A 22,823-nucleotide genomic window follows, 5' to 3' on the forward strand; every position below is an offset into this window, starting at 1 on the left:
CATGGGCTACATACTGGGCATTGATCAGAGCACGCAGGGGACGAAAGCCATCCTGACGGACGAAAACGGTCGTATGGTGGGGCGGGCAGACCGCCCTCACCGGCAAATTATCAATTCGCAGGGATGGGTCTCGCATGATCTGGAGGAAATCTATCAAAGTGTGATTACCTCCGCCAAGGATGTGGTGGAGCGAACCGGTATCTGCAAAGAGGATATTTGTGCCGTAGGCATCAGCAACCAAAGGGAAACGACTGCGATTTGGAATCGGCAGGGGCGGCCCTTAAACCTTGCCGTTGTGTGGCAATGCGCCAGAGCCAAGGAGATTGCGCATCAGAAACAGGCGTATGGCGAAGAAATTGAAAAAAAGACGGGACTGCCGCTGTCCCCGTACTTTCCGGCGGCAAAAATGGCCTGGCTGCTGCAAAATACCGAAGAACTGCCGGACACGGCGGAGATTCGCTTGGGCACGATAGACAGCTGGCTGATTTACCGGCTCACGAACGGAGAACAGTGGAAAACCGATTATTCCAATGCGTCCAGAACTCAGCTGTTCGACTTGCATACCCTGCAGTGGAGTGAGGAAATCTGCCGGATTTTTGGAATTCCCGTGGAATGCCTGCCAACGGTCTGCGACAGCAACAGTCTGTTCGGTATGACCGATTTGGATGGCTTCTTGCAAAAGAAGGTGCCGATTTACAGCGCGATGGGCGACTCTCATGCGGCGCTGTTTGGACAAGGTTGTCACAGCTGTGGTATGATAAAAACCACCTATGGCACCGGCTCGTCCATTATGATGAATACAGGCGAAAACTGTATTGCCAGCCGACATGGTCTGGCCACCTCTCTGGCTTGGGGCATAGATGGCAAGGTAAACTACGTGCTGGAAGGCAACATCAATTATACAGGCGCGGTCATCACCTGGCTGAAGGATGATTTGCAGCTTATCCAATCCCCGGGGGAGACGGAGGCGGCGGCAAAAGCGGCCAATCCGCAGGACCGTACCGTGTTGGTGCCGGCGTTTTCCGGTTTATCTGCCCCTTATTGGAATGATGAAGCCAAAGGAATGCTTTATGGCATGACGCGCACGACCGGAAGAAACGAGATCATCCGTGCGGCGCTGGACAGCATTGTCCTGCAGATCCAAGCGGTACTGGATGCCATGAGCAAAGACAGCGGGTTCCAAATCGAAGAGCTGGGCGCGGATGGCGGTCCCACGCAAAACAGATATTTGATGCAGATGCAAAGCGATATCTCCCGGCTGACGGTAGCAATCTCAGATGTGGAGGAGCTGTCAGCGTTGGGAGCAGCCTATCTGGCCGGTATCAGCGTGGGTTTATATGAGAAGAAAAAACTGTTTGCACAGAGGCAAAAGGTTCGTTATACGCCGAAAATGCCGGAGGAACAAAGACAGCACAAGCTGCATGACTGGAATCGAGCGGTAGAGCTGCTTATGCGGTAGGCATGAAAAACGAACGAATATTTGATTGGGAGGAAATGTTATGATCAATAAAATAAGAGAGATCCCGGTTTCGGAACATTCTTATACTTTTGAAGCAGCCACAAAGAACCCCCAATTTCGTGAAAAAGGCTATGAGGAAAAAGAGTATTTCCTTTACGGGACGGCGAATGTCTATCACTGGAAAGATGGGGAAGCTGCAATCAAATATGCAGATATTCCTTATGTGAACCGTATGGTGGTGCGGCGGCCGGTTGATCCAGCGGGTTTCAGCGGCAACGTCATGGTGGAAATCCTCAATTCCACGAGTAATTTTGACGTGGACCGTGTGTGGTATTTAACGCAGGATTACATGATGGATCACCGCGATATCTATATTGGTATCACCAGCAAGCCCAATGTGCTCAAGGCGTTGAAACAATTTGACAGTGCGCGCTACGGAGAACTTACCTGGGACTTTACCGATCAGAATCCGGATCGGGCGGAAGTGAAGTTCTTGGGAAATCTGGCAGGCGCATCTTCTGCCGACACAGAGGACGGCTTGTTTTGGGATATGCTGATGGATTTGGCCGATTATCTGAGAACGCCGGATAATGAACTGCTGCAAGGTTATGGAAAATACTATCAGTATCTCGCGGGCTGGTCGCAGTCGGGCGGATACATGAACCGGTTTTTGAAGACCTTTGCCTACAGCAAGGAAAAGGAAAACAGCTATTTTGACGGCTATTTCTCGTGCGGCAGTGCGGTAAGCCTGATGCCGGATCTGAACCAGTCCTATGGTCCCACTGGCGAAGCGCTTACAGAGAAGCTGGAAAAAATAACAGAGCCGTTTGTCGATGTGCATACCGAAAGCGAGAATCAGCTTTGGGGCAACTATGCGCTGCGCGGCCGCAACAGCGATAAGCCGGACTTTCAATATCGCGTGTATGATATCGCCGGTGCAACGCATGACTCGCAAGGCTCTCTGCTGGATTGTTACCGGGATGATGCGGATTTGGAGAAGTGCGGCATTTCCTTCCAATATCCCGGCGTAGAAAATCATCCGAATGATTTCCCGTATCATCTGGTGTTCCACAGTGCGCTGGACGCCTTGTATCGCTGGGTGCGCGAAGGAGTCGCCCCGATGGTTTTGCCGTGTATTGCAGCAGACCCCGATCTGAAAAACTGTACGGATGCCACCGGAAATGCCGTGGGTGGCTGGCGTTTGCCAATGATCGTGTATCCGCTTGCCGTATATCACCCTGTCTGTGAGCCTTCTGCACCGGAAAATGCCTTTGGCGCAAGTCTTTTCGGATATGTAGAGCCGTACAGCAAGGAGAAGGCGGTCGAACTCTATGGCTCGGCGGAGCATTACATGAAGCTGGTGGAAGAAGAAGCACAGCGCTGCGTCAATGATGGACGCCTCCTGCCGCGGGATGTGCAGGAATGTCTGGATTACTGCAAAAAAGCAGTGGCTGAATGCGGTTTGGGAGAAGTGTAAAAGGAGGACAGCAGAATGGAAAATCTTGCGACAACACCGGAAACCACGACTCAGGAAAAAAAGAATAACCTGCTGGAGAAAGTGCTGAACGTTATTTGCGATATTTTTTCTCCGCTGCTTCCCCTTATGACCACCGTTGGTCTGCTCAAGGGCATTTTGGCCATGCTGACCTCTATGGGGGTGCTTTCGGCAGAGGGCGGCACTTACACGGTGCTGTATAACATTGCAGATGCCTTTTTCTACTATCTGCCTGTGTTTCTGGCCTTTTCTGCGAGCCGGAAATTCAATGTCAATATTTTCGCGTCCGTTACCGTGGCATTGTTCACGGTGCATCCTACCATTGTGGCATCGATTGCGGGTGACACATTGACCTTTTTGGGCTGGAAGGTGCCGAACGTCACCTATTCTTCCAGCATCATTCCGATGCTCCTTGCCATTTTCTGTTTAATCTACTTGGAAAAGCTGGAAAAGAAAGTGCTTCCGGAGCTGCTGGAAGGCATTCTGGGGCCGCTATTTTCGTTGGTGATTTTGGTTCCGCTGACCCTGTTTGTTCTGGGGCCAATTGGCTCGACCATTTCCAACGGCATCGCATCGGGCTACAATTGGCTCTATCAGATCAGCCCCATTGTTGCCGGAATTATTCTGGGCGCGCTGATTCAGCCCATGGTATCGCTGGGCCTGCACTGGGGCCTGATTCCGATTGCAATCAACAATATTGCAACCACCGGATCGGACACCATCCTGTCTTTGGTTGCACCGGCTGCATTCGCCGTAATGGGCGTATCGCTGGCAACCTGGCTGCGCGCGAAGGATAAGAAGCTGAAGGTACTCGCGTTTGGTGCAGCGATTTCCGCAATCTGCGGCGAGACTTCTCCGGCGCTGTTTGGCGTGCTGGTGCCGTATCGGAAAACGCTGCTGTTTACCAGCATCGTTGGAGGTATTGGCGGTGCGGTCATCGGTGCAACCGGCGGTGCCGCAAGATCGTTTGCCATGCAGTCGGTCTTGACGCTCCCGATCTACATGGGCCCCGGTTTCACGGAACTGCTCATCACTTGCGGTCTGGCCGCTGTGGCCGGGTTCGTGCTGGTTATCCTGTTTGGTTATGAGTCCAAGCAGCAGCTGAACGGCGCAAAGGTGCAGTAAGCTTCTTTGAAATTCCTTTTCGTCCGTGCAGGAAGCTGTTCGGACAAAATCTCAATCATATATTCGATCCAAAGGCAAGAAATAAAGCCGGGGTACATCAATTTCTGATGTACCCCGGCTTTTGGCGTGCGGTCAGATGGGAAACACGAAAAGAGGTAAAACCTTGCGAAGCGTGACATAAGTTGCCGCATTTTAACAGAGGTTTTGCATAAAACGAAATCAGAAAAAACAGCATGTTACAATAGAGAAAAATGTGAAAATTCTTTGTGGAATATGCCGCCTTTCGCAAGGCTTGGCGTCTTGCTATCATAATAATATAGTGAGATGGGATGAGGATTGCGTGCGGAGCAAAGAAGTGTTTTGTGCGGAACAGCGCAGAAACAGACAATGGAGGGGTGGAGAATGTTCAAACGGTCATTACTATACCTTCGCAGGAAGTACAAGCGCAGCATTCTGCTGTTTTTACTGCTGTTTGTGATTTCATTGAGTCTTTCCATCGGGGTGGCGGTGTGGGGCAGCATCGGCGCGGTCACCAAAGAGGTACAGGACAGGCTGGGGACAAGCTTTGTCCTTAAAATGCCGACGCTTGACCCAGAGAACACAGAGTATTATCAGCCGGTTACTTTACAGGATGGCAGCACCAGTAAGGTGTATGTGGGTTCAACTTTAGACCAGCAGTTGGCCGACACTGTTATGCAGGTGAATGGAGTGACTGCATACAATGGTGAGGTGTCCACTTTTGTTTGTGTGGATAACATTCAACTTATTGATGGACTGGTTAATGTAATGTATCAACTGGCATTAGAAGATCCGGATTGGATGAATAACATCCTTTTTAATTATAAAGATAGGGGAGAATTTGCATATTTTGAGGTCGAACGGAAATCAACATTACTATATGGTAATACGGAAACAACTTTGTATAACAAATTCCGCACGGGTGCGTTTGAGTTGATAGGGGGTCGCCATATCACCGAAAAGGATCGGAGAAAAGTATTAATTTCTGAGGAATTAGCTGAGTTGAACGATCTACATATTGGGGACACCATCGATATTAGCCTGCGTGAAATACATCTAGGAAAATATGAAGATGTAAAAAGGGTTTTGGGAAATACGGAATTAGAAATTGTGGGTATATTTCACGTAAATGGATATCAACCAACAGGAGATCTTGTTGATGAATCAGAAATTACATACAATTGGCTTCTGACCGATATTGATACGGTATGCTGGGCAAAAACGATATGGGATGAAAATAAATATAAAGATTTCGTTCATGATTTTGCGTATGATAACCTCAGCTTCTTTGTGGATGAGCCAGCTAAATTGGAGCAGATTATATCGCAGGTAAAGTTGCTGGATCAGGGCGCTGTCTCCTTTTTTGATATTTCATTGGACGACACGATGTACAAATCTACTGTTGATCCGCTCAACTCCATTCGCAATCTGGTGGCGGGTCTCGTGGGCGTGATCACGGTGGGCTGTACAATCGTGCTGCTGATTGTGTTCACAATGTGGGTGCGTAGCCGCCGGCAGGAAGTTGCGATCTACCTGTCGCTCGGCATCAGCAAGGTGAAGATTTTTGGCCAGTTCGTGCTGGAAGCTGGGATTGTGGCGGCGCTGGCGCTTGCGATCGCGCTGCCGGTCAGCGCGCCGGTCACCGATGCGATCGGTAATCAGATGCTGGAGGCTACGATCGAAGCGTCGCAGCCGCAGGAAAAAGAGTATTCCCAAGAGGAGATCTACAATGCGGCAATGAACGGCAAAATGTCCGAACTGTTTACGTATGAAAGCAGCACTTACGCTGGCCCGGAGAGCATCGACTTTTCGTTTGGCTTTGTCCAGCTGCTGGTGCTGGCGGGGCTCGAACTGCTGATCATCATTGCAGCGATCTGCAAGGGCGGCTCATTTATCTTCAAATTGCAGCCGCGGCAGATTCTAACGACATTGCGGTAAAGGGAGGGAGTTCGCTATGCCAACCACGAAACGCGCGTGGCTGTACGTTATCCGCAATCCTAAGCGGACGGTGCTGCTCCTGATTCTGCTGGCCGCGCTGATGACGATTTCGCTGCTGGGGCTGGCGCTGTATTCTGCGAGCGGTGACGCGGTCAAGGAGCTGCGCAGCAGCATCGGCGGATATTTCACCATCCAACAGTCGTCTGAGGGCACGCAGAAAACCGACGAGCAGCTGCTTCAGCAGGTGAGCACGCTGGACAACGTAAGCCGTGTCAACGGCGTGGAGACTTACTACATGTATTGCGAGGGGCTTGATCTGGTTCCCGGTTCATACAGCGGCACCGGGCTGCCCGGCGAGTATGTGCCCAAATTCATCGCCTGCACCTCGTCCGAGCTGCACGAGCGGTTTATCGCCGTCTCGTACCAGCTGACGGACGGACGGCAGATCACGCCGGAGGATGAGCACAAAGCGATGATTTCCAAGGAGGTTGCGGAGCTGAACGACCTGTCAGTCGGTGACACGCTGCACGCGAGCGTGGTCGAGGGCGTGATGGGCTGGCAGCCCGAGCACGTGGGCACGCAGGTGGCGTTCGAGATCGTTGGCATCTATGCAGTGACGCGCAGCGAGCCTGCCAGCCCGAGCACGCCCGAGAGCGAATTGCAGGAAAACGTGGTTTTCACCGACATCAACACCGCCAGAGAACTGTATAAAATCAAGTTTCCCGATCGATCGGCCGAACAGTTCGATTACAGCTCGGGCATTATGCTGTTTCTGGACGACCCGGCGCAGATGGAACAGACGGTGGCCGACCTGAAAGTCCAGCCCTACGCGGATTGGGACAGCTACATCATTTCGGAGAACAATGCACGCTATGAGCAGACGGCGGGCGCGATTCAGAAGGCGGAAACAATCAGCTTTTTCCTGCTGATCGTCATTCTGGTGCTCAGCGTGGGCATTCTGGCGCTGATTCTGCTGATGTGGACGCGTGAGCGCATGACCGAGGTCGGTATCCTGATTTCGCTGGGCATTTCCCCGAAGGCCATCACGGGGCAGATTGTGCTGGAAAATTACTATGTCGCGCTGCCGTCGTTCCTGTTCGCCGCGGTGCTCAGCTTCGGCTTGTCTGGGATGATCGGGAAAGCAATCGGCGGGCTGCTGCAGGATATCAAACTGGCAAGCTACATCGGGCCGATGCAGCTCATCATCGTCGCGGTGTGCGCAGCAGCGGTGATTGCGGTGTCTGTGTTGTTGGCTTCTGTCTCTATCATGAGAAAGAAGCCCAAGGACATCCTGACCGATCTGAGCTGAACTAATCAAAGGAGGGATAAATATGCCGGTTTTACAGGCCAAAGACCTGAAATATTATTATTTTTCCGATCATATTATCTTTGAAAACCTCGATTTGTCCTTTGAACGAGGCAAGGTATATGTGATCTTAGGTGCGTCGGGCAGCGGTAAAACGACGCTTTTGTCTTTGCTCGGCGGGCTGGACGCGCCCAAGGGCGGTGAAATTTTGTTCGAGGGGAAAAACATCGCGGAGATGGGGCTGGAGAAGTACCGTCATGACTGCGTTTCGTTCGTTTTTCAGAATTACAACCTGATTGAGTACATGACTCCACGTGAAAATGTGCAGCTGGTGGACGCGCATGCCACGGCAGACACCTTGCATCAGGTCGGCCTGACGGACGAGGAAATCGACCGAAACGTGCTGCAATTGTCCGGCGGACAGCAGCAGCGCGTCGCGATCGCGCGTGCGCTGGCGTCGGCCGCGCCGGTCATTCTGGCGGATGAGCCGACCGGCAGTTTGGATGAGGATACGGCGCATGACGTGACCGAGCTGCTGGTCGGGCGCGCGCGGTCGCTGAACAAGTGCGTCATCATCGTCAGCCACTCAAACGAGGTCGCTGCGGCGGGTGATGTCATTCTGCGGTTTTCTCACGGGGAGATAGAGGTGTCGTGAGCTTGGCAAAACAAAAAGCACTGATTTGGCAAAACCAGTGCTTTTTGTTTGTCAGCGGCGCAGGCTGCGGCGGGGGTGTCGGCATGCAGAAGATTGCGGTATTATATGCGCAAAAAAGCATGGAGTCATTCGCAGCTGTGTTGGGGCGAAACTAGGGTTAGCGTTTTTGCATCACCGCAGAAGACGATTGTCCACCTGTTCCAGATGCGCGCGCAGCGCGGCTTCAGCCTGTGCATAGTCTTTTTGCTCCAGTGCATCCAGAATCGCCTTGTGCTCTTCTACCGCAACCGGCGCATGCTGGGACAGGGTACCGGTCAAGGTATGAAAACGCTGTATGGTCAGATTGCTTTTGCTGACCAGCTCATACAGAAAGTTGTTGCCGGACAGCTGTGCCAATGTAATATGGAACAAGGTATCCTGTTCCAGAAAGGAAAGACTGTCTCCGTTTTCTGACGCTTCACGCTGCCGCTCGTTACAGTTGTGCAGTTGGGATAACTGCCGCGCGGTCAGCCCGCCGCGCTGGGCAATGAGCTGAATCGAGAGCGGCTCCAGATGAATACGGATCACATCGATATCCCGCACATCCTGTGCCGTTACCTCGGCAACAACCAGTTTCTTGCCGGAGGATACGACGATTTTTTCCAATTGCAGCCGTTGCAACGCAGCCCGGATGGGGGTACGGCTGATGCCAAGCTGTGCAGCAAGGCTTTCTTCCGCCAGCATGGTACCGGGTGCGAGTTCGTTAGAAATAATGGCCTCTTTGATAGCCGCATAGGCCTTATCGGTCAGTGAAGGTTCTTTTTTGAGGTTTTTCAAGATCGCGATCCTCCCAAAGCATACTGTACTCAGTATACTGCCTGACATTCTGGTTGTCAATTATACCAGAATGAGCGTGGTTGTAAATGACAGAAGGGGAATCGCGGCAACGGACAGTAGACTGGTGAGCAGAATGATGCGGGAACCGTACCCGGAATCCATGCCAAGCGAAGCGGTCATCAGCACGCTCGAAGCAGCAGAGGGGCAGCTCGCGCACAGCATGGTTACCAAACCGAGTTCGACGCCGGCCGTGCACCAGTGCGATACATGGAGTAAGCACAGCAGTCCCAGCAGGCAGAGGGGACACACCAGCATGCGCAGCAGGGCGGGATAGATCACGTCATGGTGCAGCAGTGTACGCAGATGGCAGTGCGCCAGAAAGGAGCCGATGACCAGCATCGCGAGCGGTGTGTTGAGCGATGCCAGCGAAGCGATTACATCGGAAGCGATGGACGGCAGCGGCGGCTGCAAGAGATACAGCAAAAGACCGGCCAGCGTGCCGAGCACACCGGCATTGCAGAATGCGCTGCGGAGTTTCAGTCCGTTGCGTCCGCGCAGCAGATATTGGCCATGTGTCCAGAGGGACAGGTTGAAAACGCCGACAAAAGCGCTGCCATAAAACAGGCCGGTGTCTCCCAAAACGCTGGAAATCAGGGGAAACGCCATAAAACCGCAGTTGGAATACACCATGCTCATGCGTGCTATGGCCTGCTTATCACGATCCCCTTTGCGGATAAGAACCTGTGCCAGTGCCGCAGACATCAGGTGGAATATCGCGCCGAGTACGCCGGCAAACAGCAGATTGAGCGCCATTTGCGCCTCAAACGGTCGGTTGTATGCGTTGAGCAGCAGAGCCGGGGTGACAAACCAAAGCAGGAATTTACTCAACCCTTGTGCGACTGCTTCGGTAAACCAGCCGAGCCGGGCGCAGATTGCGCCGACTATGAGCAGCGCAAGCATAAGCACCACCTGATGCAGGGTAAGTAGTACGGTTTCCATCAGTTTCCGTAATACGCGGCGCGCACGATGGGGGCAATGGTTTCCGGTGTCATGGGGATCGGGTTGACTGCGGTTGAGCCCAGCATGGACCCCGCGATGAGAGCCGCTTCATCGCGTTCAAAATCTGCTTCTGCGATCCCGCAGTCGCGCAGACAAGCCGGGATACCGACCTGCGCAGCCAGCGCGCGCACCTGTCCGATGATATCGCCGCCGACGATGTGAGACAGATGGTCAAGTTCAGCGGCAACCCAAGCGTCCTGCCGGTTATATTCCAGCACATAGGGCAGGATAACGGCGTTAGCCAATCCATGCGCCGTGTTGTAATGGGCGGAAAACGCGTGTGAAATGCCGTGTACCATGCCCAAACCGGCATTGGAGAATGCCATTCCAGCCATGCAGGAGAATTCGTGCATTTTCTGGCGGCTTTCGGGCGTTGCCTGTTCAACGGACTGCAGCAGCCACTGCAAAATACCAGTGATCGCGCCGATGGCAAGCGCGTTGGTGAAGGTTTCTTTGCTGCGATTGGTGAAGCATTCGATTGCATGCGTCAGCGCGTCCATGCCGGTTTCGGCAGCAATGTGCGCGGGCAGGGACATGCACAGCTCACCGTCCAGTATGGCGATATCCGGGCGCAGCGCTTCGGTTTTGATCGCCAGTTTGTTCTGCTGTTCGGGAAAGGTGATAACTGTGACGTGCGTGACCTCGCTGGCCGTGCCCGAGGTAGAGGGCACAGCGACAAATGTGGTCTTGGTGCGCTTCTGTGGCAGCGTGCTCTGAAATACATTGTCAAAGTTCAGCGCGGGCCACTCATAGAATAATAGCATGGCCTTGGCTGCGTCGATGGACGAGCCGCCTCCGATCGCAATGACCAGATCGGGAGCAAAGCGGCGCATGACGGCAAGACCGGCTTCCACATCCGCACAGGTGGGGTTTGCCGGGATACCGTGGCAGACCTCTACCGCGCCGCGGGGGGAGAGCAGCGTCTCGGCGCGGTGAATGGTGCCGTTGCGGAACATCGATTTGCCGCCGGTGATGATAAGCGCACGGGTAAAAGTAAGTTCGCTGAGCGCGTTCAGCGCGCCGGCGCCGGTGATGAGACGTTCGCCGGTCAGTCGAAGATTTTTCATGGTACAACCTCCTCGTATAGAACGTATACTGTATACAGAATACGACTGGGGGGTTGGAATGTCAATGGGAAAATACAATTTTTTCGGTTTAAAGAAAACACACAGAGAAAAAAGACTGTGCTAATTATCCAAAAAACAGTGGAATGGTTTTGTACAGAATGAATACAATGCTGAAATCCCAAAAATCGGTTGACAAGATAATTCCCACGGTCTATAATGAGCGCATCAAGCAGAGACGAGGATGTCCGGCAAGGGCAAACTCGTCTTTTTTGTTTATCCTGAACTGATAGGAGGAAGCGGCTATGAAATGGGGTCCAATGGCATTTGGCCATGATAAGAACCCAAAATCCCAGAGCTATGGCGTGACGGGTCGTCCGTTCAATCCGGAAATCGATCCGTTGATTGCGGTGATTGATTTGCATAAGCGTTTCAAGAGTCTGGAAGTGCTCAAGGGAGTGGAACTTTATGTGAAGAAGGGCAGTGTGACGGTGCTGATCGGGCCTTCAGGCTCAGGCAAGTCCACATTGCTGCGCTGCATCAACCAATTGGAGAATATTCAGGGTGGGGATATTCAGTTCGAGGGGCACAGCATTGCCAACGGTCCGGTTGATATCAACCGCGTACGTCAGAGAATTGGCATGGTTTTTCAACATTTCAACCTGTTTCCGCATTTAACCGTGCTGGAAAATATCACGTTGGGGCCGCGCAAGCTGCGCAAGATGCCGAGACAGGAGGCCGATGACTTGGCAGAACGTCTGCTCGAGCGGGTCGGTCTTTTGGATAAGCGGGACGCATATCCGAGCCAGTTGTCCGGCGGTCAGAAGCAGCGCATCGCCATTGCCCGGGCGCTGGCAATGGAGCCTGATGTGATGCTGTTTGACGAGCCGACTTCGGCACTGGATCCGGAAATGGTCGGCGAGGTATTGGAGGTCATGAAGGATCTGGCGCACGACGGCATGACCATGATCATCGTTACACATGAGATGGGCTTTGCGCGTGAGGTTGCCAACAAGGTTGTCTTTATGGCTGACGGCATCATACAGGAATATGGCTCGCCGGAAAAGGTGTTCGAGCATCCGCAGAGTGAACGGCTGATAAGCTTTCTCGGCAAGGTGCTCGCTTAGCAAAAATTGTATACAGTATACGACTGCGGAGAGGAAAAAGGAGGGGTATTATGGATTTGAATACTTGGCTGATCGATGTAGGACAGTTCCTGTCCCGCTATTCGGCGTTATTCATCGGCGGCCTGCGCAATACGTTGATCCTATCGATCGTTGCAGGTGTGTTGAGTGTTCTGGTGGGCGGCGGTTTGTGCGTGCTGCGCATGAGCAAAATTCCGCCGCTGCGCTGGCTGGCAAATATATGGATTGAATTCGTGCGCGGCACACCGGTGCTGGTGCAGATCATGATGGTGTATTACGGCCTGCCGATGATTGGCGTGGAACTGCCTGTGCCTAGTTTTTTAGGCAGTGCGGGTGAACGGTCGGTATACGGCATCATTGCGCTGACGATCAACTCGGGCGGTTATATTTGTGAGATTATCCGCTCGGGCATCCAGTCGGTAGATCCCGGCCAGATGGAGGCCGCGCGGTCGCTGGGTTTTGGATCGGTCAGCTCCATGCTGCGGATCGTAATGCCGCAGGCGGTCAAAAATATCCTGCCGAACTTCGGCAACGAATTTGCCAATCTGGTCAAGGCATCCTCGCAGGTGATGGTGATCGGCGTGGCAGAACTGATGTTCTCCTATAATACCATCAGCGGTACCAGCGGGCGGCCGTTTCTGCCGCTGTTGGTCATCGCATTGCTGTATTTCGTGGTGACTTTTGCGATTGGCCTTGGTGTGCGCGCGATGGAGCGCCAATTCAAAAAGAGCGACCGGTAATCCGGTGCGCCGTTTATTCCACAGTTTATCATGAATCCATGATAGAAACCGTTGTTTCCACAAAAGGAGGAAAAGAAATGAAAAACACAGTAAAACGAACGCTGGCATTGCTGATGGCAGCCAGTCTGGCGCTTGCGGTATCCGCCTGCGGCAATTCGGACACGACAAGCAGCACCGCGGGCAGCGATACCGCAGCAGACAATGCGGCGGCCGGTGATTTTGGTCCTGTGCTGACGCGTATTCAGGAGAGCGGCAAGATGGTTGTGGCCACAGCGTCCGGTTATATGCCCTATGAGTTCATCGACATTTCGAGCGCGGATCAGAAGGTCATCGGCGTGGATATGGCGCTGGGCGAAAAGATTGCAGAAAAACTGAGTGAAAAACTGGGCGTCGATGTGGAGATGCAGATTGAGGACACCACCTTCACTGCCAATCTGGCGGCGGTTGCAGCCGATCAGGTGGACATCATGCTGGCCGGTATGTCTCCAACCGAGGAGCGCAAGCAGAATATGGATTTTTCGGATGTTTACCTGCAGGCTGAGCAGCGTCTGATGGTCCGTGCGGAGGATGCGGATCAGTACAAGGACCTGGGCGCCTTTGATGGAAAGACCATTGCGGTGCAGAAAAATACCACGCAGGAAACCATAGCCAAAGAAGTATTGACCAATTCCTCTGTTACTTCGCTGGAGAAAATCCCGCTGGCGGTGCTCGAATTGACCACCGGCAAGGCGGATGCAGTCGTTATTGAATCTACAGTGGCGCAGCCATACCTGATTGCCAACCCGGATTTGGTTCTGTGCGATGCCATGTTGCCGGAGGACCGTCTGTATAAGGATACAGCCATTGCAGTGCCCAAGGGCAACGAGGACTTTTTGGAGATTATTAACGAGACCATTCAGGAGTGCAAGGATGATGGCCTGATCGATCAGTGGATCGAGGAATACAGTCAGATCTGTGCCGAGCAGAACGAGAGTTGAGGATTTTTCCTGTGGGGAACGCTTCCGATACTGGAAGCGTTTCTCTCAGATATGAATTGTATACCGTATACAATATGAAATGAGGAGGAAATCTTCATGGAGTTTTTGGAAGAAATCAAAGCGCTGACCGAGAAACTGGTCGCCATTCCCAGCGTCAACGGTACATCCGGCGAACGAGACATCGCTGATGCTATCGAAGCCTATTTGCGTGAAATACCGTATTTTCAGGCGCATCCAGAACTGGTGATCGCGCAGCCGCTGAAAGACGACCCGCTGCACCGGCGCAACGTAGTGGCGCTGCTCAAGGGCGGAGATGGAACCGAGCGGGACTGCATCATGCTGCATGGTCACATCGACACGGTAGATGTGGACGACTATGGGAAGTATGAGCCGTATGCGTTTGACTGTGCAAAGCTCGCTGAGATGCTCCGGTCGGCGGAACTGCCCGAGGAAGTCAGACATGATCTGGAATCCGGAGATTATTTATTCGGCCGCGGCGCATGTGACATGAAGGGTGGAGATGCGGTTTTTCTGGTTTTGGCGCGCTATCTGGCACAGGCACTGGACAAGATGCACGGAAATCTGTTGCTGTCGTTCAATCCGGTCGAGGAAACACTGCATCGCGGCATCATTGAGGAATTGCCGCTGATACAGGCGCTTCAAAAGGAGCACAATCTGCGTTTTCGGCTGGCGATCAACAACGATTTCATCTGTCCCATGTATGCCGGCGATACCACACGATATGTGTATACCGGCGCGGTCGGTAAACTGCTGCCAATGTTTTATATCATTGGTCGGGAGACCCACGTGGCACAGTGCTTCGAGGGCTTTTCGCCCGACCTGACCGCGGCCGAGCTGGTTCGCTTGATCGACCGCAATCCGGATTTCTGTGACGGATATCAGGGGGAATATACCTTGCCGCCGACTGTGCTCAAAATGCAGGATCTCAAGCCATGTTACAATGTGCAGACGCCGCACAATGCTTGTGTCTATTTCAACTACTTTGTACACAACCGACAGGTCACAGACAGCATGGCACTGCTCAAGGACGCTGCGCGCACTGCGCTTAATAATGTGATGCAGCAGGCAGATGAGCGCTACAAAGTATATGCGAAGCTGTCCGGCAATCAGTATTCCAGCCTGATGGAAAAAACACAGGTATTGGATTACCGCGAGGTCTATGAACGGGCACAAGCAGTATACGAAGGCGATTTGGATGCTTTCATCGACCGTGTAACAGACGACTCTATTGCAGCAGGCGATGATATGCGTTTCACCTCGCTGCGCATCGTGCAGGCACTGTGCGAGCTGTGTGACATCAAGACACCAACCGTGGTTGTGTTTTTTGCAACGCCGTTTTGTCCGCATAATACGCTCAAGCGTGAGGTGCCTGAGGAGGCACTGGTGTTTGCCGAAGTGGAGAAGATTGCCGCAGAATTTGCGGCGGAGAGTGGGGAGCAAATGAAATTGCAGCAGTTTTTCCCCAGTCTGACCGATTCCAGCTATCTGAAGATCGACGACGACGCGGACTCGATCGCCATGCTGCAGGCGTGCTTCCCAGGGTATGAAAAGTTGTATCCAGTGCCGCTGACAACGGCCAAAGAACTAAATATTCCGGCGGTAAATTATGGTGTTTGGGGCAAGGATTGTCACAAATGGACCGAGCGCATTTATATGCCGTATTCTTTCGGCAAACTGCCGAAATTTATACTCAAAACCATTCAGTATTATTTTAGCGAAGCGGGGAGGGCTTGATATGGCTACATTACAGGAACGTTCTGCGGCAGTGATGCCGCCGATGGCGCTGCATGCGCTGCCGTTTGGAATTTCGCATGCACAGGGCAGGTACCTTTATACGGATGACGGCAGAAAGCTGCTGGATTTCGCCAGCGGCATCGCGGTCAATAATCTGGGTCACAATTATCCAACGGTTGTGCAGGCGGCCAAAGAACAGTTGGACAAAATGGTGCACTGTTGCCACAACCTGTTCCATTATGAGGTGGAAACGGCACTGGCAGAGCGTCTGGTGGGCCTGATGGGCGGCGGATATAAGGTGTATTTCTCCAATTCCGGCGCGGAAGCGGTCGAAGGCGCGATTAAGCTGGCCAAATATGCAACAGAGCGACCGGCGATCATCGCGTTCAAGGGTTCGTTCCATGGAAGAACCATGCTGTGCACTTCTTTGACGGCATCCAATTCAGCCTACCGCAAGCATTATGAGGGGCTGGTGCCGTCGATCTATTTTGCAGAATATCCTAAACTGTTCGGAACACCGTACAAAATGCAGGACGGCGCATGCCCGAAAGAATATTTTACGCAGTTTGATGACATGTTCAAGCGCCTGATTGATCCGTATTCGGTGGCGGCTATCCTGATGGAGCCGGTTCAGGGCGAAGGCGGCTATGTGGTACCGCCGCGCGAATGGGTGCAGTATGTGCGTAAACTGTGTGATAAATATGGTATTCTGCTGATTTTTGATGAAGTGCAGACCGGCTTTGGCCGTACCGGCAACATGTTTGCATGGCAGACCCATGGCGTCAAGCCGGATATCATGTCTTGCGCTAAGGGGATTGCCAATGGCCTGCCGCTGTCCGCGGTGATCGGTAAGACCGAAATAATGGACAAATGGGTGGCTGGTGCGCACGGCGGTACGTTTGGCGCCAATCCGGTTTCGTGTGCAGCAGCATTGGCAACGATTGACGCGCTGGAAAACGGCGTCATCGTGAATGGTCGACACATGGGCGAATATTTTATGGGGGAACTGAAAAAGTTGCAGCAAGCATATCCGAGCATCGGGGAAGTGCGCGGTCTGGGGCTGATGATCGGCATGGAATTGGTCTATCCGGATGGTTCGCCGAACCGTGAACTCACCAGTCAAATCATTGCCCTTGCGCTGGAGCGTGGACTGTTCCTGTTGTCATGCGGCTGCGACAAAAATGTGTTGCGCTTTATTGCGCCGCTGACCGTGACCAAGGAAGAGATCGACACAGCGATGACAATTTTGCGTCAGTCGTTTGAAGAAACTATGTCCGAGGCGTAAAGAGGCAGCACTATGAAAATCGTTATTGCAGATTATCCGGATGTGCTGGGACGTGACATTGACAAAGAATATGCGCTTTTGAGACAGGAGATACCGGATGCGGATATTGTGCTGCATCCGTATACCGACCCGGAAGCATTTTACCGGGAAATGGCGGATGCGGACGGCCTGCTCACGGCCTTTATCCCACTGGACCGAACGGCGCTTGACCGGATGCCGCAGCTTAAGGCCATCTCCATCAATGCGACGGGCTATAATTTCGTCGATCTTGAGGAAACCAGGCGGCGTGATATTCCGGTTTGTGCCATTGGAGAATACTGTACACAGGAAGTTGCGGATCATACCATTGCTTTGCTGCTGGCATTGGAACGAAACCTGAAGTCGTATACCCGGCTAGTCGACCGGGAATATCGGTGGCAGTATTATGCTGCACCGCAGCCGATGGGGCTTTGTGGCAGCGTGATAGGGATATTCGGGTTCGGCAAGATTGGACGCGCAGTGGCGCGGCGGGCACAGGCTTTTGGCATGCGGGTGATGGCCGTAGATCCCCATGCAGATGAACAACAGACACAGCTGATGGGTGTGTGTCTAACCGATACGGATACGCTGCTGCAAACAGCAGATGTGATCAGTAACCACATGAACCAGACGGCGGAAAACGAATGCTTTTTTGACGAAGATTGTTTCCGCCGCATGCAGCGGCACCCGATTTTTCTCAATGTTTCCCGCGGTGTCAGTGTCGATGAGCAGGCATTGGTACTCGCATTGGATGAAGGATGGATTCGCGCAGCGGGATTGGATGTGCTGCGGGAGGAAAAGCCGGATCTGGCACAGTGCCCCTTCCTTGGTCGGGAAAACGTGATTGTCACGCCGCATGCCGCTTTTTACAGCGCACGATCGATTGAAGCATTGCAGCGGTTAAGCTGCCGCAATCTGATCGACTGTCTCACTGACAGGCGGCAGCGCGCATTCCGGATTGTCAACAAAGTGGGGGCCGCCCCTGTTTAGGCTCGAACTCCATTTATGGATGGGAGGCGGCGCTTATTGCAGTGGCAGCGCAATGGATATGGTCCGTCACGCTCTCGGCCAAATCGTCAAATGAGCTTTCCGTCAATAAAGTCGACATCCACTTGATAGAATATACACAGGAGAAGTGTGGAGCTGGCGGTATGAAAAAGTGAAAGGAAGTACCTTTGTTTTGCCTATGTGCGAAATATGCGCTTTTGCAGTACATAAAAGATCGGAAATAGTGAGAGTAAAAAAAAAGCACTGATTTCTTTCGAAATCAGTGCTTTTTAATGGTTGCGGGGGCTGGACTTGAACCAACGACCTCCGGGTTATGAGCCCGACGAGCTACCAACTGCTCTACCCCGCGATATAAGACCTTCATTTGAAGTGCTTATTTACTATACCACGGGATATGGTGGATGTCAAGAGAAAAATGAAAAAATAAGAAAAATTATTGTGACTCCCCGTCCGACTCGCTGCTTTCCGGCGTGTCTGGCACTTCAAACCAGAAGGAAATGCCGCCCGGCACATTTTCAGCGCCGCAGGAGCCGTGCAGCGTATCGGCAATGGCATGCACCAAAGACAGGCCGATGCCGGTACCGCCTGCTTCACGGGTTCGGGCGCGGTCGGTACGGTAAAATTTCTCCCAAATTTTCGGAAGCTCTTCTTCCGGCAGGCCCTCGCCTTCATTGAATACAGTCAGCCGGATGCCGGAATCCGTGCTCGCTGCCGAGATTTCGATATGTCCGCCGTCCACCGTGTAGCGGATTGCATTGGAAAGATAATTCATCAGTACCTGCTCCAATAGGTCGCCGTCTGTGCGAACCGTGACACAGGTATCTGCAAAATGCACGGTCAAGCCGCGGCTCTCGCAGAGTACCTTGGTCTTTTGAACAGCTTCTGTGCAAAGTTCGTGGATATCAATGTCCTCATAGAAGGTTTGCTCAGCGCCCAGTTCCAGCTTGGACAGGTTCAGCAGCTGCATGACCAGCTTGTTCATGCGGTCGGCTTCGTCCGCAATGGTGTCGCAGTAAAACTCCCGATCCTCCGGGTCGTCTGCCACGCCGGCGGTCAGGCCCTCTGCATAGCCCTGTATCAACGCGATAGGGGTTTTCAGCTCATGCGATACATTGACAATAAATTCGCGCCGCATGCTGTCAATACGCTCTTTCTTTTCGATTTCCTGCGCGAGTTGATCGTTGGACTGCTTGAGTTCCCCGATGGTCTGTTCCAGATAGGCGGACAGGCGGTTGAGTGATTGACCAAGGTGACCGATTTCGTCGCTGCCGCCGGCAGGACACTTGGTCGAGAAATCCAATTCGCTCATACGGTCGGCAACACCTGCCATATCAATCAGCGGTCGGGTGAATTGACGCGAGATAAAATAGCCGCAAATCAGACAGATAAGCAGCGCACAGCCGCCCGCAATGAGCAGGAAAACCAGATTGAGCGAGGAGTTCTGTTCAATATAGGCATAGGGCATATAGGCAAACAGACAGTTTTCTCCCCGGCTGTCCAGCGTACCGGCAAGGCACAGGTATTGATCGCCGTCCCACAGCGAAACGTTTAAAAACTGATAGTTATGCTTGACAAGTGTATCCAGATTGACGCTTTGGGCGATGGATTGCAGGATGGCATAGCCGCGTCGCTGTTGGTCGAACAAATCAAAATCCGGCAATTGGAAGGTTCCCTGCAAGGAGGATTCGCCGCCGGTCGGGTTACCGTTACCCGGCGAGAAGAAGGAGGAATAGCGTACCGTGCCGTCTGCTGCCACGATGGAGAGACGAATTACGCTCCGGCTTTCATAGTTGTCCAGCACGGTGGCGATGTCATCCACACTGCCCGTATAGCTGCTGCGGATGCTCTGATAGGCGTCGCGCAATTCATTACGCCGCGTCATCATGTAGTAATCCTCGTAGAAGAACAGATTGAGCAGCAGCAGCATGCCGATAAAGACCAGCGCAACTGCACTGATCGCGGCAAAAAACTTAAACCGGATGGAACCGTGTTTCATCTTTATCCCTCAAAACGGTAGCCGTAACCGCGGACGGTGGCAATCATCGAGCCGCAGTCGCCCAGCTTGGCGCGCAGCTTTTTGACATGGGTGTCGACCGTGCGCAGATCACCGAAATAGTCGTAGCCCCAGACTGCGTTGAGAATGCTCTCGCGCGACAGGGCAATGGCACGGTTGTTTTTGAAATAGACCAGCAGTTCGTATTCCTTCGGGGTCAGATCAACCGGGGTATTATTGACCAATACCTCGCGGCGTAGTTCATTGATGGACAGCGCGCCGAATTGCTCGACCGGTGCGGCGGTGCGGCCTTCTCGTTTCAGCAGGGCGCGCACACGCGCGGCCAGCACGATGGGGGAAAACGGCTTGGTGACGTAATCATCCGCGCCGTCCTCTAATCCGCGCACCTGATCCGCATCCTCCGCGCGGGCGGTCAGCAGCATGACGGGCAGGTGCTTGTCCCCGCGCTCCTGTGCGCGCAGCTCACGCAGCACCTCAAAGCCGTCCATGCCGGGCATCATCACATCCAGAATGGCAAGATCCAGACTGGGATGCCGGGTTTCCAGTATTTGCATGGCCTCGCGCCCATCGGCGGCCTCCACAATGTTGTGGCCGTCGCGCTTCAAAAAGTCGCTGACCAGACGGCGAATGCGCGCCTCGTCATCGGCAATCAAAATCGTAGACATCATATCCCACCTCTGTGTTGATATATAGCAAAGTATACGGGGAAAGTTTGTCCGTTGTGTGAACAAATAGAAAAGGGATAGAGGATTTCTTGAAATAATGTTGTGTATTCTGGCGGCGCAGCGGTGGGTCAGTCGTCTGCGTTTTCCTGCTCCTCCTGCTCCAGCACAAGGCGGTACAGCGCATTCTTTTTCACACCGGCCTCAGCGGATACTGCCTTGACTGCGTCCTTTTGCGTTTCCCCTTGTGCGACACGGCGGCGCACCTCATCTGCGGCAGCTTGCAGACGCGCGTCCGCATCCTCGGGCGTGTCCGGCATATCGGGCGCGCCCTCGACAATCAGCACAAATTCGCCGCGCGGCGGGGTTTGGTCAAAATACTGCACAGCTTCAGAAAGTGTAAAACGCAGGGTCTCCTCGTGCAGCTTGGTCAGCTCACGCGAAAGCGAAATGCGGCGCTCGCCGCCGAAGGCTTCCGCGAGGTCGCGCAGCGTGGCGCACAGCTTGTGCGGCGCTTCATAGAAAATCATCGTGCGCTTTTCGCCTTGGAGCGCGTCCAGATGCTCGCGCCGCGCCTTTTTGTTGACCGACAGAAAGCCTTCGAAGCACCAGCGGCCGGTCGGCAGGCCGGAAGCCGCCAGCGCGCACACGGCGGCGCAGCAGCCCGGAATCGGAATGACCGGCACGTCATGGGCCGCGCAAAGAGCCACTAAATCCTCACCAGGGTCGGAGACAGCGGGCGTGCCCGCGTCGGTTACAAGCGCGCAGCTTTCGCCGGCGAGCAACTTGGCGAGTACTTCCTCGCCGCGTGCGCGGCGGTTGTGCTCATAGTAGGAAATCAGCGGCTTTTTGGGCAGCGCGCAGGCGGTCAGCAGCTTTTGGGTGACGCGCGTGTCCTCGGCCGCGATGAAATCCACCGAGGAGAGTACTTCGCGCGCACGGGGCGACAAATCGCTGAGGTTGCCGATGGGTGTGGCAACCAGATATAATGCAATTTCACTCATTGTAATATTTCCTTAATAAATTATTTTTCGTATATTCTTTGGTATTCCTCGCTCTCGACCAGCAGCGGCGGTTCGACGCTCAGGCCCTCCGCGCTGCCGCCCTTCCGGCACTCGACCAGCACGGCGCTGGGCGCGGCAGCCGCGTTCTGATGCACAAATCGCAGCCGCTTGGGAACGAGCCGCACGCGGTCGAGCGCTTCGAGCAGCACCCACATCCGTTCCGGACGGAATACAAAGGCGGCCTTGCCGCCCGTGTGCAGCACAAAGGAAGTGGCGACCGCCACATCCTCCACCGTGCAAGTGCCGTCCTGCCGGGCGGTGCGTTTTTCGGGGGAGGGAGCGCTTTTTCCCGCCGTGCGGTCAAAATAAGGCGGGTTGCAGATGACATAATCCATGCTGCCGTGCGGGAAAATCGTGCGAATCGCGCGCAAATCGCCCTGCATGGCGGTAACGCCTACGCCGTTATCCACAATCGAGCGACGGAATAGCGCAAGCGCGTCCTCTTGCAATTCCAGCCCTGTAATGCGCAGGTCGGGACGGTAAATCAGCAGCGCGAGTGCGCCCGTACCGCAGCCGAGGTCGAGCACCTTGGCGTTCCGGCGCGGTTTGGCGAATGCGGAGAGCAGTACGCTGTCCTGTCCGAGCTTGAAAAAACGGTCGTCCTGCCATAATTTCAGCCCGTTCGGCAGGACTTCGATGGTTTGCGGCATGGGTTTTCCTCCTTGCGGCGTATGCGAAAGGCCGGCCTTAACCGGCCGGCCTTGGGGCACTTGAGTTATTGTTCGGCGTCGCCGCGATGCCGGCGCGCGTGCTCTTTGAGCTTTTCAAAGGTTTCCGTGCTGATGACATGCTCGATGCGGCAGGCGTCTTCGGCTGCGGTTTCGGGCGAAACACCCAGCATGGTCAGCAGCTCGGTCAACACCGTATGGCGCTCGTAGATGGTTTCCGCGATGTGCAGACCGGATTCCGTCAGACCGAGCAAACCGTTTTGGTCGATGGAAACATAGCCGTTGTCCCGCAGCAAGCCGACCGCGCGGCTGATGCTCGGCTTGGAAAAACCGGTGTAGTGGGCCACGTCAATCGACCGCACCTGCCCGTTGCGCTGCGTCAGCACGAGAATCGCTTCCAGATAGTTTTCCGCGCTTTCCTGTATTTTCACGGGGGCGGCCTCCTTTGATGCTTAGGGATAATATATTTATTTTAGCATGTCTTACGTTTTTTGGCAACAGGAGCGCAGCGGCGGCGGCAAACAAAAACGTCTCTGCGGGGCTTTTCATTTG

At 53.7% G+C, this 22,823-nt stretch carries 21 protein-coding genes and 1 tRNA gene; 13 read left to right on the forward strand and 9 right to left on the reverse strand.

Going from position 1 to position 22,823, the window contains the following annotated elements:
- The first annotated feature begins 1 nt into the window (after window position 1).
- The 7 genes from ACESSO_RS13970 to ACESSO_RS14000 all read left to right on the forward strand — a co-directional run bounded on the left by ACESSO_RS13970 (window position 2) and on the right by ACESSO_RS14000 (window position 8,151).
- The gene (locus tag ACESSO_RS13970; protein WP_373166131.1) at window positions 2-1,459 is read left to right on the forward strand and encodes a glycerol kinase; all 1,458 of its coding nucleotides are present in this window, start codon (window positions 2-4) and stop codon (window positions 1,457-1,459) included.
- A gap of 40 nt (window positions 1,460-1,499) precedes the next feature.
- Window positions 1,500-2,936 carry an alpha/beta hydrolase domain-containing protein gene (locus ACESSO_RS13975; protein ID WP_373166132.1) on the forward strand — a complete coding sequence of 479 codons (1,437 nt, stop codon included), beginning with the start codon at window positions 1,500-1,502 and terminating at the stop codon, window positions 2,934-2,936.
- Window positions 2,937-2,951: 15 nt separating this feature from the next.
- Window positions 2,952-4,079, forward strand: a complete 1,128-nt coding sequence (locus ACESSO_RS13980) for a PTS transporter subunit EIIC (protein WP_373166133.1) — start codon at window positions 2,952-2,954, stop codon at window positions 4,077-4,079.
- A 402-nt stretch (window positions 4,080-4,481) separates the two neighbouring features.
- Window positions 4,482-6,035, forward strand: coding sequence for an ABC transporter permease (locus ACESSO_RS13985; RefSeq protein WP_373166134.1), 1,554 nt, complete (start codon window positions 4,482-4,484; stop codon window positions 6,033-6,035).
- A 16-nt stretch (window positions 6,036-6,051) separates the two neighbouring features.
- A complete protein-coding gene (locus ACESSO_RS13990) occupies window positions 6,052-7,344 on the forward strand; it encodes an ABC transporter permease (protein ID WP_373166135.1) in 1,293 nt (430 codons plus the stop codon).
- 22 nt (window positions 7,345-7,366) lie between these two features.
- Complete coding sequence (locus tag ACESSO_RS13995) at window positions 7,367-7,996, forward strand: ATP-binding cassette domain-containing protein (protein ID WP_373166136.1); 630 nt, start codon at window positions 7,367-7,369, stop codon at window positions 7,994-7,996.
- 2 nt (window positions 7,997-7,998) lie between these two features.
- On the forward strand, window positions 7,999-8,151 hold the full coding sequence (locus ACESSO_RS14000; protein ID WP_373166137.1) for a hypothetical protein: 153 nt from the start codon (window positions 7,999-8,001) through the stop codon (window positions 8,149-8,151).
- Window positions 8,152-8,167: 16 nt separating this feature from the next.
- Here ACESSO_RS14000 and ACESSO_RS14005 read toward each other — a convergent pair whose 3' ends face one another.
- From ACESSO_RS14005 to ACESSO_RS14015, 3 genes are read right to left on the reverse strand one after another with little or no spacing between them, the layout of a single operon-like run.
- Window positions 8,168-8,812 (reverse strand): GntR family transcriptional regulator, encoded by a 645-nt coding sequence (locus tag ACESSO_RS14005; RefSeq protein WP_373166138.1) that lies wholly within the window; start codon window positions 8,810-8,812, stop codon window positions 8,168-8,170.
- A 60-nt stretch (window positions 8,813-8,872) separates the two neighbouring features.
- Window positions 8,873-9,811: an AEC family transporter gene (locus ACESSO_RS14010; RefSeq protein ID WP_373166139.1), complete on the reverse strand. Its 939-nt coding sequence runs from the start codon at window positions 9,809-9,811 to the stop codon at window positions 8,873-8,875.
- On the reverse strand, window positions 9,811-10,938 hold the full coding sequence (locus ACESSO_RS14015) for an iron-containing alcohol dehydrogenase (protein WP_373166140.1): 1,128 nt from the start codon (window positions 10,936-10,938) through the stop codon (window positions 9,811-9,813). Before ACESSO_RS14015 ends, ACESSO_RS14010 begins: the two co-directional genes overlap by 1 nt.
- A gap of 398 nt (window positions 10,939-11,336) precedes the next feature.
- Between ACESSO_RS14015 and ACESSO_RS14020 the strand changes: the two genes are divergently transcribed.
- The 6 genes from ACESSO_RS14020 to ACESSO_RS14045 all read left to right on the forward strand — a co-directional run bounded on the left by ACESSO_RS14020 (window position 11,337) and on the right by ACESSO_RS14045 (window position 17,845).
- On the forward strand, window positions 11,337-12,062 hold the full coding sequence (locus tag ACESSO_RS14020) for an amino acid ABC transporter ATP-binding protein (protein WP_373166222.1): 726 nt from the start codon (window positions 11,337-11,339) through the stop codon (window positions 12,060-12,062).
- A 50-nt stretch (window positions 12,063-12,112) separates the two neighbouring features.
- Window positions 12,113-12,820 carry an amino acid ABC transporter permease gene (locus ACESSO_RS14025; RefSeq protein WP_373166142.1) on the forward strand — a complete coding sequence of 236 codons (708 nt, stop codon included), beginning with the start codon at window positions 12,113-12,115 and terminating at the stop codon, window positions 12,818-12,820.
- 77 nt (window positions 12,821-12,897) lie between these two features.
- Window positions 12,898-13,797 (forward strand): transporter substrate-binding domain-containing protein, encoded by a 900-nt coding sequence (locus ACESSO_RS14030; protein WP_373166143.1) that lies wholly within the window; start codon window positions 12,898-12,900, stop codon window positions 13,795-13,797.
- Window positions 13,798-13,893: 96 nt separating this feature from the next.
- The gene (locus ACESSO_RS14035) at window positions 13,894-15,552 is read left to right on the forward strand and encodes a M20/M25/M40 family metallo-hydrolase (RefSeq protein WP_373166144.1); all 1,659 of its coding nucleotides are present in this window, start codon (window positions 13,894-13,896) and stop codon (window positions 15,550-15,552) included.
- Between the two features lies 1 nt (window position 15,553).
- Entirely contained in the window at window positions 15,554-16,837 is a 1,284-nt protein-coding gene (locus ACESSO_RS14040; protein WP_373166145.1) for an aspartate aminotransferase family protein, read from the forward strand.
- Window positions 16,838-16,849: 12 nt separating this feature from the next.
- Window positions 16,850-17,845 (forward strand): NAD(P)-dependent oxidoreductase, encoded by a 996-nt coding sequence (locus tag ACESSO_RS14045; protein WP_373166146.1) that lies wholly within the window; start codon window positions 16,850-16,852, stop codon window positions 17,843-17,845.
- Between the two features lie 291 nt (window positions 17,846-18,136).
- On the opposite strand, the gene ACESSO_RS14050 is transcribed toward ACESSO_RS14045, so the two are convergent.
- From ACESSO_RS14050 to ACESSO_RS14075, 6 genes are all read right to left on the reverse strand, one after another.
- Window positions 18,137-18,212, reverse strand: a tRNA-Met gene (locus ACESSO_RS14050).
- A gap of 84 nt (window positions 18,213-18,296) precedes the next feature.
- The gene (locus ACESSO_RS14055; protein ID WP_373166147.1) at window positions 18,297-19,859 is read right to left on the reverse strand and encodes an ATP-binding protein; all 1,563 of its coding nucleotides are present in this window, start codon (window positions 19,857-19,859) and stop codon (window positions 18,297-18,299) included.
- A gap of 2 nt (window positions 19,860-19,861) precedes the next feature.
- The gene (locus ACESSO_RS14060; protein WP_373166148.1) at window positions 19,862-20,542 is read right to left on the reverse strand and encodes a response regulator transcription factor; all 681 of its coding nucleotides are present in this window, start codon (window positions 20,540-20,542) and stop codon (window positions 19,862-19,864) included.
- Between the two features lie 128 nt (window positions 20,543-20,670).
- The gene (gene rsmI, locus ACESSO_RS14065) at window positions 20,671-21,543 is read right to left on the reverse strand and encodes a 16S rRNA (cytidine(1402)-2'-O)-methyltransferase (protein WP_373166149.1); all 873 of its coding nucleotides are present in this window, start codon (window positions 21,541-21,543) and stop codon (window positions 20,671-20,673) included.
- A 20-nt stretch (window positions 21,544-21,563) separates the two neighbouring features.
- Window positions 21,564-22,253, reverse strand: coding sequence for a tRNA1(Val) (adenine(37)-N6)-methyltransferase (locus tag ACESSO_RS14070; protein ID WP_373166150.1), 690 nt, complete (start codon window positions 22,251-22,253; stop codon window positions 21,564-21,566).
- 65 nt (window positions 22,254-22,318) lie between these two features.
- Window positions 22,319-22,702 (reverse strand): metal-dependent transcriptional regulator, encoded by a 384-nt coding sequence (locus ACESSO_RS14075; protein ID WP_373166151.1) that lies wholly within the window; start codon window positions 22,700-22,702, stop codon window positions 22,319-22,321.
- Between the last annotated feature and the right edge of the window lie 121 nt (window positions 22,703-22,823).

This window comes from Agathobaculum sp. Marseille-P7918 (assembly GCF_964248325.1).
Classification (GTDB): Bacteria; Bacillota; Clostridia; order Oscillospirales; family Butyricicoccaceae; genus Agathobaculum.